Source organism: Ferrovibrio sp. (genome assembly GCF_025869515.1).
GTDB lineage: Bacteria > Pseudomonadota > Alphaproteobacteria > Ferrovibrionales > Ferrovibrionaceae > Ferrovibrio.
In genome coordinates, this window is the sequence record NZ_JAOZVR010000081.1 from 39213 (window position 1) to 54286 (window position 15074).

The 15074-nt window shown below is 64.6% G+C and carries 18 protein-coding genes; 8 read left to right on the plus strand and 10 right to left on the minus strand.

The window, feature by feature from the left end; all coding sequences use genetic code 11:
• Window positions 1-2: 2 nt before the first annotated feature.
• Genes OJJ21_RS12850 through OJJ21_RS12870 form a run of 5 tightly spaced genes read right to left on the minus strand, consistent with a single transcriptional unit; the run spans window position 3 to window position 3805 of the window.
• A complete protein-coding gene (locus OJJ21_RS12850) occupies window positions 3-851 on the minus strand; it encodes a fumarylacetoacetate hydrolase family protein (RefSeq protein ID WP_297686839.1) in 849 nt (282 codons plus the stop codon).
• A 22-nt stretch (window positions 852-873) separates the two neighbouring features.
• Complete coding sequence (locus OJJ21_RS12855) at window positions 874-1623, minus strand: SDR family oxidoreductase (protein ID WP_297686841.1); 750 nt, start codon at window positions 1621-1623, stop codon at window positions 874-876.
• A gap of 16 nt (window positions 1624-1639) precedes the next feature.
• A complete protein-coding gene (locus tag OJJ21_RS12860; protein ID WP_297686843.1) occupies window positions 1640-2848 on the minus strand; it encodes a UxaA family hydrolase in 1209 nt (402 codons plus the stop codon).
• Window positions 2845-3153: a UxaA family hydrolase gene (locus OJJ21_RS12865; protein ID WP_297686845.1), complete on the minus strand. Its 309-nt coding sequence runs from the start codon at window positions 3151-3153 to the stop codon at window positions 2845-2847. Before OJJ21_RS12865 ends, OJJ21_RS12860 begins: the two co-directional genes overlap by 4 nt.
• Window positions 3140-3805 carry a hypothetical protein gene (locus OJJ21_RS12870; protein ID WP_297686847.1) on the minus strand — a complete coding sequence of 222 codons (666 nt, stop codon included), beginning with the start codon at window positions 3803-3805 and terminating at the stop codon, window positions 3140-3142. Before OJJ21_RS12870 ends, OJJ21_RS12865 begins: the two co-directional genes overlap by 14 nt.
• Window positions 3806-3978: 173 nt before the next feature.
• Between OJJ21_RS12870 and OJJ21_RS12875 the strand changes: the two genes are divergently transcribed.
• The 6 genes from OJJ21_RS12875 (at window position 3979) to OJJ21_RS12900 (ending at window position 8698) form a co-directional block, all read left to right on the plus strand.
• On the plus strand, window positions 3979-4800 hold the full coding sequence (locus OJJ21_RS12875; RefSeq protein ID WP_297686849.1) for a hypothetical protein: 822 nt from the start codon (window positions 3979-3981) through the stop codon (window positions 4798-4800).
• A gap of 128 nt (window positions 4801-4928) precedes the next feature.
• Complete coding sequence (locus OJJ21_RS12880) at window positions 4929-6089, plus strand: YbfB/YjiJ family MFS transporter (protein WP_297686851.1); 1161 nt, start codon at window positions 4929-4931, stop codon at window positions 6087-6089.
• Window positions 6090-6180: 91 nt separating this feature from the next.
• Complete coding sequence (locus OJJ21_RS12885; RefSeq protein WP_297686853.1) at window positions 6181-6492, plus strand: metalloregulator ArsR/SmtB family transcription factor; 312 nt, start codon at window positions 6181-6183, stop codon at window positions 6490-6492.
• Window positions 6493-6510: 18 nt separating this feature from the next.
• On the plus strand, window positions 6511-7044 hold the full coding sequence (locus OJJ21_RS12890) for a rhodanese family protein (RefSeq protein ID WP_297686856.1): 534 nt from the start codon (window positions 6511-6513) through the stop codon (window positions 7042-7044).
• A gap of 11 nt (window positions 7045-7055) precedes the next feature.
• On the plus strand, window positions 7056-7919 hold the full coding sequence (locus OJJ21_RS12895) for an MBL fold metallo-hydrolase (protein ID WP_297686858.1): 864 nt from the start codon (window positions 7056-7058) through the stop codon (window positions 7917-7919).
• Window positions 7920-7921: 2 nt separating this feature from the next.
• Complete coding sequence (locus OJJ21_RS12900; RefSeq protein ID WP_297686860.1) at window positions 7922-8698, plus strand: sulfite exporter TauE/SafE family protein; 777 nt, start codon at window positions 7922-7924, stop codon at window positions 8696-8698.
• A gap of 13 nt (window positions 8699-8711) precedes the next feature.
• Here the strand turns inward: OJJ21_RS12900 and OJJ21_RS12905 are convergent, their stop codons facing one another.
• Window positions 8712-9887, minus strand: coding sequence for a 3-hydroxybenzoate 6-monooxygenase (locus tag OJJ21_RS12905; protein ID WP_297686862.1), 1176 nt, complete (start codon window positions 9885-9887; stop codon window positions 8712-8714).
• A gap of 248 nt (window positions 9888-10135) precedes the next feature.
• Between OJJ21_RS12905 and OJJ21_RS12910 the strand changes: the two genes are divergently transcribed.
• Window positions 10136-11431 carry a solute carrier family 23 protein gene (locus tag OJJ21_RS12910; protein ID WP_297686864.1) on the plus strand — a complete coding sequence of 432 codons (1296 nt, stop codon included), beginning with the start codon at window positions 10136-10138 and terminating at the stop codon, window positions 11429-11431.
• Window positions 11432-11558: 127 nt separating this feature from the next.
• Window positions 11559-11777 carry an alkylphosphonate utilization protein gene (locus tag OJJ21_RS12915; protein WP_297686866.1) on the plus strand — a complete coding sequence of 73 codons (219 nt, stop codon included), beginning with the start codon at window positions 11559-11561 and terminating at the stop codon, window positions 11775-11777.
• Window positions 11778-11792: 15 nt separating this feature from the next.
• Here OJJ21_RS12915 and OJJ21_RS12920 read toward each other — a convergent pair whose 3' ends face one another.
• From OJJ21_RS12920 to rfbA, 4 genes are all read right to left on the minus strand, one after another.
• Entirely contained in the window at window positions 11793-12737 is a 945-nt protein-coding gene (locus OJJ21_RS12920; RefSeq protein ID WP_297686868.1) for a DUF72 domain-containing protein, read from the minus strand.
• 35 nt (window positions 12738-12772) lie between these two features.
• Entirely contained in the window at window positions 12773-13630 is an 858-nt protein-coding gene (gene rfbD / locus OJJ21_RS12925; protein ID WP_297686870.1) for a dTDP-4-dehydrorhamnose reductase, read from the minus strand.
• A gap of 4 nt (window positions 13631-13634) precedes the next feature.
• A complete protein-coding gene (gene rfbC, locus OJJ21_RS12930; RefSeq protein WP_297686872.1) occupies window positions 13635-14225 on the minus strand; it encodes a dTDP-4-dehydrorhamnose 3,5-epimerase in 591 nt (196 codons plus the stop codon).
• On the minus strand, window positions 14226-15074 hold an 849-nt coding region (gene rfbA / locus OJJ21_RS12935), incomplete at its 5' end, for a glucose-1-phosphate thymidylyltransferase RfbA (protein ID WP_297686874.1).

Consider the following 15074-nt stretch of genomic DNA (forward strand, 5'->3'; position numbering starts at 1 on the left):
CTTCAGCCCTTGTAATTGCGCGCGGTCTGGTGCTGCTCGCCCAGGCCGGCGATGCCGAGGTGGATCTTGTCGCCATCCTTCAGGTAAAGCGGCGGCTTCTGGCCCATGCCGACGCCCGGCGGCGTGCCGGTCGAGATCACATCGCCGGGATGCAGCGACATGAACTGGCTCAGGTAGCTGATCAGATAGCGTACGCCATACACCATGGTCTTGGTCGAGCCATCCTGGAACCGCTTGCCATTGATGTCGCAGAACATCGAAAGATTCTGCGGATCCGGTATTTCGTCGGCCGTCACCAGCCAGGGACCGATGGGGCCGAAACTGTCGGCGCTCTTGCCCTTGGTCCACTGGCCATGGCGCTCGGTCTGGAAGGCACGCTCCGACACATCGTTGATCAGGCAGTAGCCGGCGACATGCTTCATCGCATCGGCCTCGCTGACATAGCGGGCCACCGAGCCGATCACCACGCCAAGCTCGACCTCCCAGTCGGTCTTCTGCGAAGTCTTCGGGATGATCACATCGTCATTCGGTCCGGTAATCGCCGACGTCGCCTTCATGAAGATGATCGGCTCGGGCGGCACGGTGGCGCCGGTTTCGGCGGCATGGTCGGAATAGTTCAGGCCGATGCAGATGAACTTGCCGACATGGCCCACGCAGGGACCGATGCGCGGATTGCCCGCGACCGCCGGCAATGCCATCGGATCGAGCGATTTGAGCTTGGCCAGGCCCGACGGACCGAGCGTGGCACCGGCAATGTCGGGCACTACCGTGGACAGATCACGGATCGCGCCCGCGGCATCGAGCAGGCCGGGTTTCTCCTGGCCCACCGGGCCGTATCGCAGCAGTTTCATTGTTCTCTCCTCAAGCCAGAAATCAGATCGACCAGCCGCCGTCGATGACGTGGATGGTGCCGGTGGTGAAGGCCGATTCATCGGCGGCGAGATACACCGCGAGCGCCGCGATTTCCTCCGGCGTGCCGAGCCGGCCGAGCGGCTGGCGCGCCACGAAGCCGGCGCGCGCCTGCTCGACACCGCCGGCCGCCGCAGCCTGGCTGGCGATGCGGTCGTCCAGCGACGGCGTCTGGATGGTGCCAGGGCAGATCGCATTGGCGCGGATGCCATGCTTGATGAAATCGGCGGCGATCGATTTTGTCAGGCCGATCACGGCCGCCTTGGTGGTGCCGTAGACGAAACGGTTCGGCGCGCCCTTCACCGAGGAACAGGCCGACGACATATTGACGATCGAGCCGCCCTTGCCGGCGGCAATCATCGCCGGCAGCAAAGCCCTGGTCAGGCGATACATGGCGCGCACATTGAGGTCGAAAGAGAAATCCCAGTCCTTCTCTTCCGTTTCCAGGATGGTGCCGTGATGCACGAAGCCGGCGCAGTTGAACAGGATGTCGACGGCGCCGACCTCCCTGGCGAAGCCGGCAATCGCCCCGGTGTCCAGCACATCCAGCCTGCGGGTGCGGATATTCGGCAGGCTGCCGAGCTCCTTCAGCTTGGCCTCGTTCACATCGGTGGCGATCACCGTGGCGCCTTCGCGCGCGAACGCGATGGCCGAGGCCCGGCCGATCCCCTGGGCCGCCGCCGTCACCACTGCCGTCTTGCCTTCCAAACGCATGCCTGTCTCCCGCGTGTTATGCGACCGCCGGCAGGCAGGCCGGGCCGATCGGTTCGAAACTCTTGTAAGTGAGGATGAATTCCTGGTGGCCGAGGCCTTCCGACCTGGTCGCCTCACCTGCCCCGACCCGCTTGATCAGGTCGAAGATTTCCCGGCCGACGGTATCCAGGTCGGCGCTGCCTTCGAGAATCCGGCCGGCATTCACATCCATGTCGTCGGCCATGCGCGCGAAAGTTCTGGGATTGGCGCAGACCTTGATCACCGGGGCAAGCGCCGAACCGACCACCGAGCCGCGCCCGGTCGAAAACAGGATCACATGCGCGCCGCAGGCAATCAGCTCGGCGATTTCGGCATTGTCGCTGATATTGGGGAAACCGAAACGCACCTCGCCATCGGGCACGACGTCGAGAAGATAGAGCCCTCCGCGCGGGGGGATGTCCCCCGGCTTGATGATGCCGCTGATCGGCGAGGCGCCGCTTTTGGCATAGGCGCCAAGCGACTTTTCCTCGATCGTGGTCAGGCCGCCATCGGCATTGCCCGGTGCGAAGCTGGGATAACCCAGCGTTTCGTAATACCGCGCTGCCTTGGCGACACAGGCCTTCAGTTCATGGCCGAGTTCCGGCGTGACGGCGCGTTCGGCCATCCAGCCTTCCATGCCGATCAGTTCGCCGGTTTCCTCGAAGATCGCCGCCGCCTTTTCCTGCACCAGGAAATCGAAGGCGCGGCCCATCGCCGGATTGGCGGTCAGGCCCGAGGTCGCATCCGAGCCGCCGCAGATGGTGCCGACCACCAGGTCCGACACCGCCATCGGTTCGGTCGGCTGGGCCGCCAGCGACTTGAGCTGCGTCTCGACCCATTGGCGGCCCTTCTCGATGGTCGAGCGGGTACCGCCATTCTCCTGGATCGCCAGCAGCTCGACCGGGCGACCGCTGTCCCTGATCGTGCGTTCCAGCAGTTTCTTGTTGAAGCCCTCACAACCCAATGAGACCAGCAGCACGGCGCCGACATTGGGATGCGTGCAGAGCCGCTGCATCATTTTCAGCGCATAGGCATTGGGATAGCAGCCGGGAAAGCCGATCACGTGGGCGCCCTGCTCGCGATAGGGCCAGGCGATTTCCTTGGAAACGTGGTGGGCGCATTCGACCAGATAGGCCACGGCCACATAATTGCGGATACCCTTGCGCCCGTCGGAGCGCAGCCAGCCACGCATCGCCAGATCAGTCATGGCGCCGCCTCCACCGCTACTGTATTGGGCATGTAGTCGCTGGCGACATTGTGGTTATGCACGTAGTCGCCGAGCGCAATATCCGCTGTGGCGCGGCCGATCGGTGCGCCGTATTTGACGATCCGCTCGCCTGCAGCGATGTCGCGCAGCGCGATCTTGTGGCCGAAGCCCAGGGCGCGCTGCAGCATCACCGGCCGCCCCACCACCTGCAAGGTCGTGCCGGCCGCAATCTCCAGACGGGCGACGGCGATATTGTCGCCCGGCGCCAGCACCAGCAGCCTGGGATCGGTGTCAGAACTTGCCATACCGCTCGTAGGCCTCCTGCGGATCCATGCCGGCCATGATGTTGCGGCGGACTTCACCTTCAGTGCCCATCACCTCCTCGGTGCGGGTGATCACGTCGGCGGCCTTCGCCGCCGGAATGATCACGATACCGTCGCGGTCGGCGATCACATAGTCGCCGCTGCAGACCGTGACGGTGCCGATGGTGACCGGAGCACCGAAGCTGTCCGGCACCCAGCGCGAGACGATGTCGGAGGGCGTGTAAAAGCTGCACCAGACCGGGAAACCTATTTCGTCGATCATCGCCGCATCGCGGCAGCCGCCATCGACGATATAGCCGCGCACGCCCTTGAGCTGCAGCGCCGAGGCCGAGAGTTCGCCCATCAGCGCCACTTCCCTGTTGTTCGGCTGGCAGACCACCACCTTGCCGCCCGGCGCCTTCGACAGCACGCCGGTCCATTGCAGCAGTGTCTCATGGGCCGATTTGGTGCGGTCGATATGCCCGCTCACCGTCCAGACCTCGCCGGCCAGGGTATGTTTGATATTGAGCGGCCGGATGTCATAGGGCAGCAGGCAGTTATCGTGACCCTGCGCCCGCAGCACATCATGGACGGCGGAAGCGTAGCAGCGGCTCAAACGCTCCGCCAGCGGATCGGCCGGCAGGGTCTCGGACATTGTCACTCCCATCTGATATATCAGTTGCGCTAACTTTAGCCAGATTCCCGAGCCCTGACTAGTCGCGGCCAGATGACGGCTGAAGACAGATCGTGATTGAAGGTTGACGCCCGGCGGGCGGATAATCCGCCGCAGTGTTCGGGGACAGGCAGGATGCATCGGAGGACACAGCCATGATCAAGAAAATCGCCCTTGCCGTAGCCATCGTTGTCATCGCCATTGCCGGCGCGGCCTATTACTTCGCCTCCAATATCGACAGCCTGGTCAAGGCGGTGGTCGAGCGGTATGGCTCGGAAGCCACACAAACCAGCGTGACGCTCAAAGCCGTCAAGCTGTCGATCACGGACGGCAGCGGCGAACTCAGCGCGCTGACGGTGAAAAACCCCAAAGGGTTCAGTTCCGCGGATGCCATCACCCTTGGCGATATCAGGATGGCGCTCGATATCTCGACCCTGCAATCCAATACCATCGTCATCAAGGACGTCACCATCCTGCAGCCGGCGGTGCTGTATGAATATGCCGGCGGCGGCGGCAATCTCGAAACCATCCAGAAGAATGTGCAATCCTATGCGGCCAAATTCAGCGGCGGCAAGACCACCCCTGACCAGAGCGCGGGTGGCAGTGCCGGCGCCGACAAGACGGCCAGCAAACAGCCTGAGAAAAAAGTCATCATCGAGAATCTGGTGATCCGCGACGGCAAGATCGCCATGACCCACCAGGCGCTGCAGGGCCGCACCCTCTCTGCGCCCCTGCCCACCATCCAGCTCAAGGATATCGGCAAGGACAAGGGCGGCGCCACGCCGGCCGAGGTGGCCGAAAAGGTGATCGGGACGATCAGCGCGCAGGCCTCGCGCGTCGCCACTGCCGAATTGCAGAAACAGGTCGGCACCCTGCTCAAGGATCAGGCCGGCGGCCTGCTCGGTGGCACGGGCGGCGGCAGCACGACGGGGGGCAGCAGCCCGACCGACAAGCTGAAAGGCCTGCTCGGCAAATAACCCTGAGCCGGCGCGGAACGCATACGAGCTATCGCCAAATATTATAGCGGCAGGGGTCGTAGATATCGGATTGCCGGGCTAGCATGCCCGCCGGCTTTTCTGGCCCGCTTTCCGGTGTCTTCGCCCCCATGATCAATCCCGTCATACGCAATGCCCTGGCCGGTTTCGGTGCATTGCTGCTTGGCCTCGGTCTGGCCCGTTTCGGCTATACGCCGCTGATCCCGGTGCTGATCCAGGATGGCTGGCTCAGTGCCGGCGCGGCGGCCTATCTCGGCGCCACCAACCTGTTCGGCTATGTCGCGGGCAGCCTGCTTGCCACCACCCTGGCCAGAATCGTGCCGGCGCCGCGACTCATCCGCGCCTCCATGCTGCTGTCGGCCGTCAGCCTGATGGCCTGCGCCCTGCCCTGGGGCTTTGTCTGGTTCGCGCCCTGGCGGTTTCTTGCCGGTTTTACCGGCGGCCTGCTGATGGTCGGCGCGATCCCCTTGATCCTGTCGCGCGCGCCGCTGGCCCAGCGCGGCCGCAGCAACGGCATCATCTTCACCGGCGTCGGCACCGGCATCATCACCGCCGGCATGCTGGTGCCCGCGCTCGCCAGCTTCGGCCCGGCGCCGACCTGGATCGGCATGGGCCTGCTGGCGCTGGTTATCGCGAGGCTGACCTGGAAACAGTGGGATGGCGATACCGCCCTGCCACCGCCGCCGCAGGGCGAGGCGCCGGCCCGCGCCTTCACCCTGCCGGTCGCCCTGCTGCTGGTTGCCTACACGCTGGACGCCGCCGGTTTCGTACCGCACACCGTTTTCCTGGCCGACTATGTCGCGCGCGGCCTGGATCGCGGCGTTGCCGCCGGCGGTTTCTACTGGGTGCTGTTCGGCGTCGGCGCCATCAGCGGTCCGCTGCTGGTCGGTTTCGCCGCCGAACGGTTCGGCTTCTACCGCAGCATCGTTGTCGTGCTCACCATCAAGAGTTTCGCCATTGCCATTCCGCTGGTTTCGCAGCATCCGGTTGCGCTGGCGGTTTCTGCCGTCACCGTCGGCGCGATGACGCCGGGCATCTCGGCACTGGCGTCCGGACGCGTGGTCGAACTGGTGGGCTTTGCCGCGCACCGCAAGGTCTGGGGCTGGCTCACCGCCGGCTTCGCCGGGGCCTCGGCCGGCGTGGGCTACCTGTTCTCCTACCTGTTCGACCGCACGCATTCCTACGATCTGCTGTTCGCGCTCGGCGCCGGCGGCGTGTTTGCCGCCATGCTGCTGACGATTTTCGCCAGAAAACCCCGGAACCCCACCTGATTTCAGGGTTTGTATATTTCACAGGCCGGGTCTTGATTTTTATATTAGCATTATCTAATTTAGCGATACCTAATTAATCCGCGAGGACACCATGCGCAAAGCCGATCTGGCCAGGCTGAAAGCCAGTGCCGCCGAGGCGAGCCGCTTCCTGAGTGCGCTGGCCAACGAAAAGCGCCTGCTCACGCTGTGCCAGCTGGTCGGCGAAGAGCGCTCGGTCGGCAGCCTCGCCGAGGCGGTCGGCCTCAGCCAGTCCGCGCTGTCGCAGCACCTGACGCGCCTGCGCGAGGACGGCCTGGTCGCCACGCGTCGCGACAGCCAGACGATCTACTACCGGCTCGCCGATCCCCGCATCGAAACGATGATCGGCCTGCTGTACGAGCAATTCTGCAAACCCGCCCGCTGACACCCCCGGAGTAACCTCATGTCAATCCTGCCCAAAATCGCCCCCGCCGACCTGCAGCAGCGTCTGCAGGCTGGCGAAATCGTCCTGATCGACATCCGCGAGCCATCCGAATATGCACGCGAGCATATCCGCGGCGCCCGTCTGGTGCCGCTGGCCGCCATCGACAGCCACGACTTCGATGCCGAGCGCAGCAAGGTCGCCGTTTTCACCTGCCGCAGCGGCAACCGCACGGCGATGAATGCCTCGCGCCTGCTGGCCAAGGGTTTCCGTGAAGCTTACGTGCTCGAGGGGGGTCTCGATGCCTGGAAGCGCGCCGGCCTGCCGGTCCACTTCAATGCCGAGGCGCCGCTCGACCTGCAGCGCCAGGTGCAGATCACCGCCGGCGGCATGGCCCTGCTTGGCGCCGTGCTGGCCTGGCTGGTCTCGCCCTGGTTCATCGCACTCAGCGGCTTTGTCGGCGCCGGCTTGCTGATGGCCGGCGTGACCGGCTTCTGCGGTATGGCCCGCCTGCTGGCGGCGATGCCCTGGAACCGCAAATTCCTCTCTGCCTAATGGAGCAAGTGATGAAGCCCCAGGTCCATGCGTTTTTTGATGAACCGACCTTCACGGTCAGCTATGTCGTCGCAGACCCGGCCAGCAAGGCCTGCGCCATCGTCGACTCCGTGCTCGACTTCGATCCGGCATCCGGACGCACGCGCAAGGCTTCGGCCGATGCCATCGTTGCCTTCATCCGGCAGCAGGGCCTGAAAACGGAATGGATTCTGGAAACCCATGTCCATGCCGATCACCTTTCGGCAGCGCCCTATCTGAAACAGCAGCTCGGCGGCAAGCTCGGCATCGGCTTCAACATCACCGTGGTGCAGAACACCTTCGGCAAGGTCTTCAATGCCGGCACTGAATTCGCCCGCGACGGCAGTCAGTTCGACCATCTTTTCAAGGACGGCGAATCCTTCCGGATCGGCACTGTCGAAGCCCGCGCCATGCATACGCCGGGCCATACGCCGGCCTGCATGACCTATGTGATCGGCGATGCCGCCTTCGTCGGCGATACGCTGTTCATGCCTGATTACGGCACCGCGCGTTGCGATTTTCCCGGCGGAGATCCGCGTCAGCTCTACCGCTCGATCCGCAAGATCTTTGCGCTGCCGGCCGAGACGCGGCTGTTCATGTGCCACGACTACAAGGCGCCGGGCCGCGACGACTATCGCTGGGAGACCAGCGTGGCCGAGGAGCGCGCCAGCAACATCCATGTTCATGACGGCACGGACGAAGACAGTTTCGTTGCCATGCGCAGGGCGCGCGATGCCACGCTCGACATGCCGCGGCTGATCCTGCCTTCAGTACAGGTGAATATGCGCGCCGGCGAACTGCCGCCGCCGGAAGCGAACGGCCTGCGCTATCTGAAACTGCCCGTCGACGCGCTGTAGTCATGCTCACCCTCACCGCAGCACAATCTGCCTGGGCAGTTGCTTCCGGCGGGGCCGTCGGTTTCGCGCTTGCGCTGGTCGGCGGCGGTGGCTCGATCCTGGCCGTGCCGGCCCTGCTCTATCTGGTTGGCATCGCCGATACACATCTGGCGATCGGCACCAGCGCGCTGGCAGTGGCACTCAATGCCTTTGCCAATCTGGCCATGCATGCGCGCCGCCAGAGCGTGAAATGGCGTTGTGCCGCCGTTTACGCCGTGAGTGGCGTGCTGGGAGCTGCTGCCGGATCGACTCTCGGCAAGCTGGTCGACGGCCGCCATCTGCTGCTGCTGTTTGCCGCTGCCATGGTGGCGGTCGGCCTTGCCATGCTGCGGCCCAAGGCAGCCGGCGGCGATCCGGACGTGCAGCTGAACCGGCGCATTTTCCCCAAGCTGGTGGTGCTTGGACTGCTGACCGGTCTGGTCAGCGGCTTCTTCGGCATCGGCGGCGGGTTTCTGGTGGTGCCTGGCCTCATGGCCGGCAGCGGCATGCCGATGTTCAATGCGGTGGCGGCCTCGCTCGTCTCGGTCGGCAGCTTCGGTCTGACCACGGCGGCGAATTATGCGCTGAGCGGCCAGGTACACTGGATCGCGGCCGGCTGGTTTATCCTCGGCGGACTGTTCGGCGGTATGGCCGGCCTGCGGATGGCTTCCTATGCCGCAACCCGCAAGGGGCTGCTCAACCGTATCTTCGCCGGGCTGATCTTCGTCGTCGCCGCCTATGTCGGCTGGCGCGCCCTCTGATCAATCGCCGACATCAGCCGCCATACAGCCAGTCATTGCCGGCATAGGCCTGCGCCTTGGTGCGGCTGCCGAGCGCCATGTTGCGCAATTCGCGCACCGGCCCGGTGGCGTGATAGAAGTCGCCATAGACCCGCGCCATCACCTGTACCCGCGCGGTGCGCAGGTAGCGCTCCTGCTGATAGGCCAGGAAAGCGGCATTGGGATCGTCGCGCCGCGCTGCCAGTTTGTCGGCCAGGCAGACCGCGTCTTCGATCGCCATGCAGGCGCCCTGCGCCAGATACTGCAGCATCGGATGCGCGGCATCGCCCAGCAGCGCGATGCGGCCCCTGGTCCAGTTCGCCACCGGCTCGCGGTCGCACAGCACCCACATGCGCCAGGAGTCGATCTTGTCGAGCAGCTTGTGCACCTGCGGCTGCTGGTTCTGGAAACGCTCGTTCAGCTCCGCCACATCGCCGAAGCTGTTCCAGCCTTCTTCGTAACGGTTGGAATGGAACACCGCGACCAGGTTGAACAGCGTGCCGCGGCGCAGCGGATAATGTACCAGATGCGTCTTCGGCCCGGCCCAGAGCACCACGTTGTTTTCAAACTGGTCCGGCGGCACCTCGCCGGCCGGCAGCACGGCGCGATAGGCGATATGGCCCGAGACGCGCGGCTTGCCGTCGCCGACGATCTGCTCGCGCACCTGCGACCACAGGCCGTCGCAGGCCACCAGGCTGCTGCCTTCGATCGTTTCGCCATCGGCCAGCGTGACCGAGACGCTGTCGCCGGCATCCTGCCAGCCCGTCACCCTGGCGCTGGTGCGCAGCGTGATCGGCGTCTGCGCCAGGCAGGCCTGCAGCAGCGTGTTGTGCAGGTCGGCGCGATGCGTCACCGCATAGGGCATGCCCCAATGTGCGCGCGCCTGCTCGCCCATCGGCAGGCGTGTGACCTCTTCGCCGGTCAGGGCATCGCGCATGATGAGGTTTTCCGGAAACACCGCATCGGCCTCGATGGCGGCGCGGATACCCAGCGTCTCGAAGCGGCGGAAGACATTGGGGCCGAGCTGGATGCCGGCGCCGACCTCGCGGAATTCGGCCGACTGCTCGAGCAGCACCGAGGGCAGCCCCTTCAGCGCCAGCGCCAGCGCCGTCGCCAGACCGCCGATGCCGCCCCCGATGATGATGACCGGGCGATCCTGAACTGCCGCCATTCTGTCTTCCTCCCGAATATAATCCTTACACGGACTAATTGTCGATGACTATAACTCCGTTCCCGCCCGCAATCCAGCAAACTATTGCCGAATCTCCTTTTTCGCGAATCGACACGAGGATTTGACACCCTGGGGACGAGGTCGAATGATCGACTTTAGTCGAAGACAGGCCGCCCGATTCCAAATCACAACACAACGCTGCCGCCTCCGACGCTCGCACTCGCAGATGAAATGCAAAGGGGAAAACAATGGCACAGTCAGACGACGGCTTCCTGTCGCGATGGACCTTGAAGACCGGCGGCGTGATCGCCCCGGACGAACGCCTGCCGATGGGGCAGACGATTGCGGTCGGCCTGCAGCATGTGGTGGCGATGTTCGGCGCCACCGTGCTGGCGCCGCTGCTGATGGGCTTCGATCCGAATGTCTCGATCCTGTTTTCCGGCATCAGCACGCTGATCTTCTTCGCCGTCACCGGCGGCAGGCTGCCGAGCTATCTCGGGTCCAGCTTCTCTTTCATTGCCGTGGTGATCGCCGCCTCGGCTTATAGCGGCAGCGGGCCGAATGCCAATATCGGCGTGGCGCTCGGCGGCATCATCGCCGCCGGTGCGGTCTATGCCATCATCGGCCTGATCGTGATGAAAGCCGGCCATGGCTGGATCGAAACCCTGATGCCGCCGGTGGTGACTGGCGCCATCGTCGCGGTGATCGGCCTCAACCTCGCGCCGATTGCCGTCAAAGGCGTCAGCGCCAACGGTTTCGACGCCTTCATCGGCCTGCTCACCGTGGTCGCGGTCGGCGTCGTGGCTGTCTACGGCAGCGGTACGGTACAGCGCCTGCCGATCCTGCTCGGCGGCCTGATCGCCTATGTCGTCCATGCCGTAATGGCCAACGGCATGGGCATGGGCAAGCCGATCGATTTCAGCGGTGTGATGAATGCCGCCTGGATCGGCATGCCCAATTTCACCGCGCCGGTCTTCGAGGCTGGCGCCATGGCGCTGATCGCACCCGTGGCGATCATCCTGGTGGCCGAGAATCTGGGCCATGTGAAAGCCATCGGCGTGATGACCGGGCGCAACCTCGATCCGCTGCTCGGGCGCGCCTTCCTCGGCGACGGCATCGCCACCATGATCTCCGGTGCCGGCGGCGGCACCGGCATGACCACCTATGCCGAAAACATGGGCGTGATGGCGGTGACCAAGATCTTCTCCACGCTGATCTTCATCGTCGCCGCGCTGTTTGCCATCCTGCTCGGCTTTTCGCCCAAATTCGGTGCACTGATCCTCACCATCCCCGGTGCGGTGCTCGGCGGCCTGTCGCTGGTGGTGTTCGGCCTGATCGCGGCCACCGCCGGCCGCATCTGGGTCGAGAACAAAGTCGACTTCTCCAATGCGCGCAACCTGATCACGGTCGGCGTCGCCCTCACCGTCGGCGCCGGCGACCTGATGCTGAAATTCGGCGGCTTCTCGCTGGGCGGCATCGGCACCGCCACCTTCGGTGCGATCATCCTGTACCAGATCCTGAACCGCCGCCCGGATAGCAAATAGCCTGGCAGCAAGTAAGCCATCCGCGACAACGCACCGCGGCGGACATCCTTCCGCCGCGGTTTTTATATGGCGGTATCCGGGTATGATGCATCCATACGAGCATCAGCGAGATCCAGGAGAATTCCGCGTGGACGTGAAAGTGAAAGACAGCAACGGCAACCTGCTGGCCGAAGGCGACAGCGTCGTCCTCATCAAGGACCTGAAGGTGAAAGGCGCGAATGCCACCCTGAAGCGCGGCACGGTGATCAAGAACATCCACCTCACCGACGATGAGGAGGAAATCGAGGGCCGCACTGACAAAGTGAAAGGCCTGGTGCTGAAAGCCTGCTTCGTCAAAAAGGCCTGACCGGACGTATTCCGCTCAGGATCGCCGGCGACCTTCGGCGGCCCGTTTTCCGCCGCGGGTTTTCCTTGTGACGAAATCCTCCAGCGGCGGTGGGCCGGCCTGCACTTTCAGGCGTCCGGCGAGCTTCAGCGCATCGAAGGGCGCCTTTACCTTCATGTCGTTGTCGAAATAGACGAAGATATCTTTCACTTTCGTCCGCGGCTTGGCGGATGACACCCGGTCGATCGCACGCGGCGACCGGCTTTGGCTCCAGCTGCGCAACCAGCGCGCCCAGTCAGCCAGCGCCGTTTCGGAATAGCCGCTGGCATAAAGCTGTTCCGAGCCGTGCAGGCGCACATAGACGAAATCCGCGGTGATATCGCCAAGACGGGGCCATTCCACCGTATCGGCGACCACAAGGCCGACGCGATACTTGCGCAGTAATGCGATGAAACGTTCGTCGCGGAAACTCTCATGCCGGATTTCCATGGCGTGGCGCAGCGGGCGCTTGCGGTCAGGTGTCAGGAAGACGCGCCCCTTCATGCCGGCTTCGTGCCGGCGTGCCATCCGGGCCGCCGCCATGGTGTCATGCGGCAGCAGCTTGAGGAAATCCTCCAGCCGCCCGGGATCGAATCGATAGCTCGGCGGCAGCTGCCACAGGATCGGCCCCAGCTTCTCCCCCAGCGCCAGCACGCCCTGCGCGAAGAAATTCGCCAGCGGTTTTCCCGCATCGCGCAGGCGACGGATATGCGTGATGTAACGCGACGCCTTGATGGCGAAAACGAAATCGCCCGGCGTACCGTCATACCAGACCTGGAAAGTCCCGGGCTTCTGCAGGCCATAGAAGGTGCCATTCACCTCGATGCTGGGGAATGTGCGCGCCGCATAAGCCATCTCACGCTTCTGCGGCAGGCCTTTGGGGAAAAACACCCCGCGCCAGGGTTTGTAGGTCCAGCCCGAAATTCCGATGCGGATGGTCATGGCAGATCAACACGCCGCCCGGACCGGGGTTCCCCTCAGGCCAGCAGCCGGGCCACGCAGCGCCGCACGCCGTCCTGCCAGGGCGGCAGACGGATGCCGTAGGCCGATGCGATCTTCGCCGTATCGAGCACCGAGTTGGCCGGGCGTTGCGCCGGCGTCGGGTAGTCCGCCGTGGTAATCGCGTCGACGGGAATCCTGCGCCCGGCTGCCGCCATGATCTCGACCGCCAGGCCATGCCATGTCGTGGAGCCGGCGCCCGCCAGGTGGAAAACGCCGGTCTCGCCGCCAGCGGCCAGTTTCCGTGCCAGAACGAGGATCGCTGCAGCCAGATCGGGCGCATAGGTTGGCGAGCCCTGCTGGTCGGCCACCACGCGCAGGCGGTCGCGCTCGGCGCCGAGCCGCAGCATGGTGCGTACGAAATTGCTGCCGAAGGGGCTGTGTACCCAGGCGGTGCGCAGGATCACGGCGGCCGGCAGCGCGGCCAGCACGGCCTGCTCGCCCGCCAGCTTGGACGCACCATAGACACCCTGCGGATTGCAGAGATCGTCTTCGCGCCAGGCGCCGGCCTTGCGGCCGTCGAAAACGTAATCGGTGGAGACATGAACCAGCGGCAGCCCGCGCCGGGCGCAAACCGCCGCCACGGCGGCGGCACCGTCGCAATTGATGCGGAAGGCCAGGTCGGATTCGCGCTCGGCCCTGTCGACGGCGGTATAGGCGGCGGCATTGACGACCAGGTCGACCGGCAGGTCGGCCAGTACGGGCGCCACCGTCTCGGGCTGCGCCAGATCGAGCTGCGGCCGGCCGATGCAGGTCACCGTCACATCGCCAGCGGCGATCTCGGCCAGTGATCGCGCCAGCTGTCCCTGCGTCCCGATCACGGCAACGCGCAGCATGGCGTCAGCCCGGATGCTTGCCGTTGGTCACGATCAGCGGCGGCAGCGGGTAATACGGCGGCAGTACCCGGGCCTCGCTCAGCAGCGGCGCGGCCATGTCCTTTTTGGCGATGATCGGATCGCTGACCTTCCAGTCGATGCCGATGGCCGGATCGTTCCAGCGGATCGCATGCTCGCAATTCGGATCATAGGGTGCGGTGCACTGATAGATGAAATCCGCCTGCTCGCTCAGCACCGAGAAGCCATGCGCGAAACCCGGCGGTATCCACAGCTGATGGTGATTGTCGCCGGTCAGCAGCGTGCCGGTCCAGCGGCCGAAGGTGGGGGAGCCCTTGCGAATATCGACCGCGACGTCGAATACCTCGCCAGCCACCACCGTCACCAGCTTGCCCTGGCCATGCGGCTCCTGGTAATGCAGCCCGCGCACCACGCCCTTGCGCGAGCGCGAGAAATTGGTCTGCACCGACGGCACGCCGAGCCCCTGGTTGAGATAGCGCGGTGCGTTCCACAACTCCTTGATGAAGCCGCGGTCGTCGGAGAATACCCTCATCTCGATGATGAAGACGTCGGGCAGGTCGGTGGCGAGGATACGCATTTAGCGGTCGCGGCCTTCATTGAGGATGCGGCGCAGATACTGGCCATAGGCATTCTTGCCATAGGCGGCGGCGATCTTCTCCACCTGGGCGGCATCGATATAGCCCTGACGCCAGGCGACCTCTTCGGGCGCGGCGATCTTCAGGCCCTGGCGCTTTTCCACCGTGGCGATGAAGTTGGAGGCTTCCAGCAGGCTGTCCGGCGTGCCGGTATCGAGCCAGGCGAAACCGCGGCCGAACAATTCCACCGTCAGCTTGCCGCGCTTGAGGTAGACATTGTTCAGATCGGTGATTTCCAGTTCGCCGCGCGCCGAAGGTTTCAGCGCCGCGGCTATATCGCAGACATCCCTGTCGTAGAAATACAGGCCGGTCACCGCCCAGTTGGTCGGCGGGTCCTTCGGCTTCTCGATGATGGCGCGCGGTTTCTTGTCGGGTCCGAGATCGAGCACGCCGTAGCGTTCCGGGTCGGCAACCCAGTAGCCGAACACCACGGCACCGTCCTGGATGCGCGCCGCGCGCCGCAGCACCTCGCTGAAACCCTCGCCGTAGAAGATGTTGTCGCCCAGCACCAGCGCGCAGGGCTCGCCGTTGACGAAATTGCGGCCGATGATGAAGGCCTGCGCAATGCCGTTCGGCTCCAGCTGCACGGCGTAGGTGATGCTGATGCCCCACTGGCTGCCGTCGCCCAGCAGGTTGCGAAACGACACCTGGTCGCGCGGCGTGGTGATGATCAGGATTTCACGGATGCCCGCCAGCATCAGCGTGGTCAGCGGGTAATAGATCATCGGCTTGTCGTAGACCGGGATCAGCTGCTTGCTGGTGACGGCCGTCGCCGGATGCAACCGCGTGCC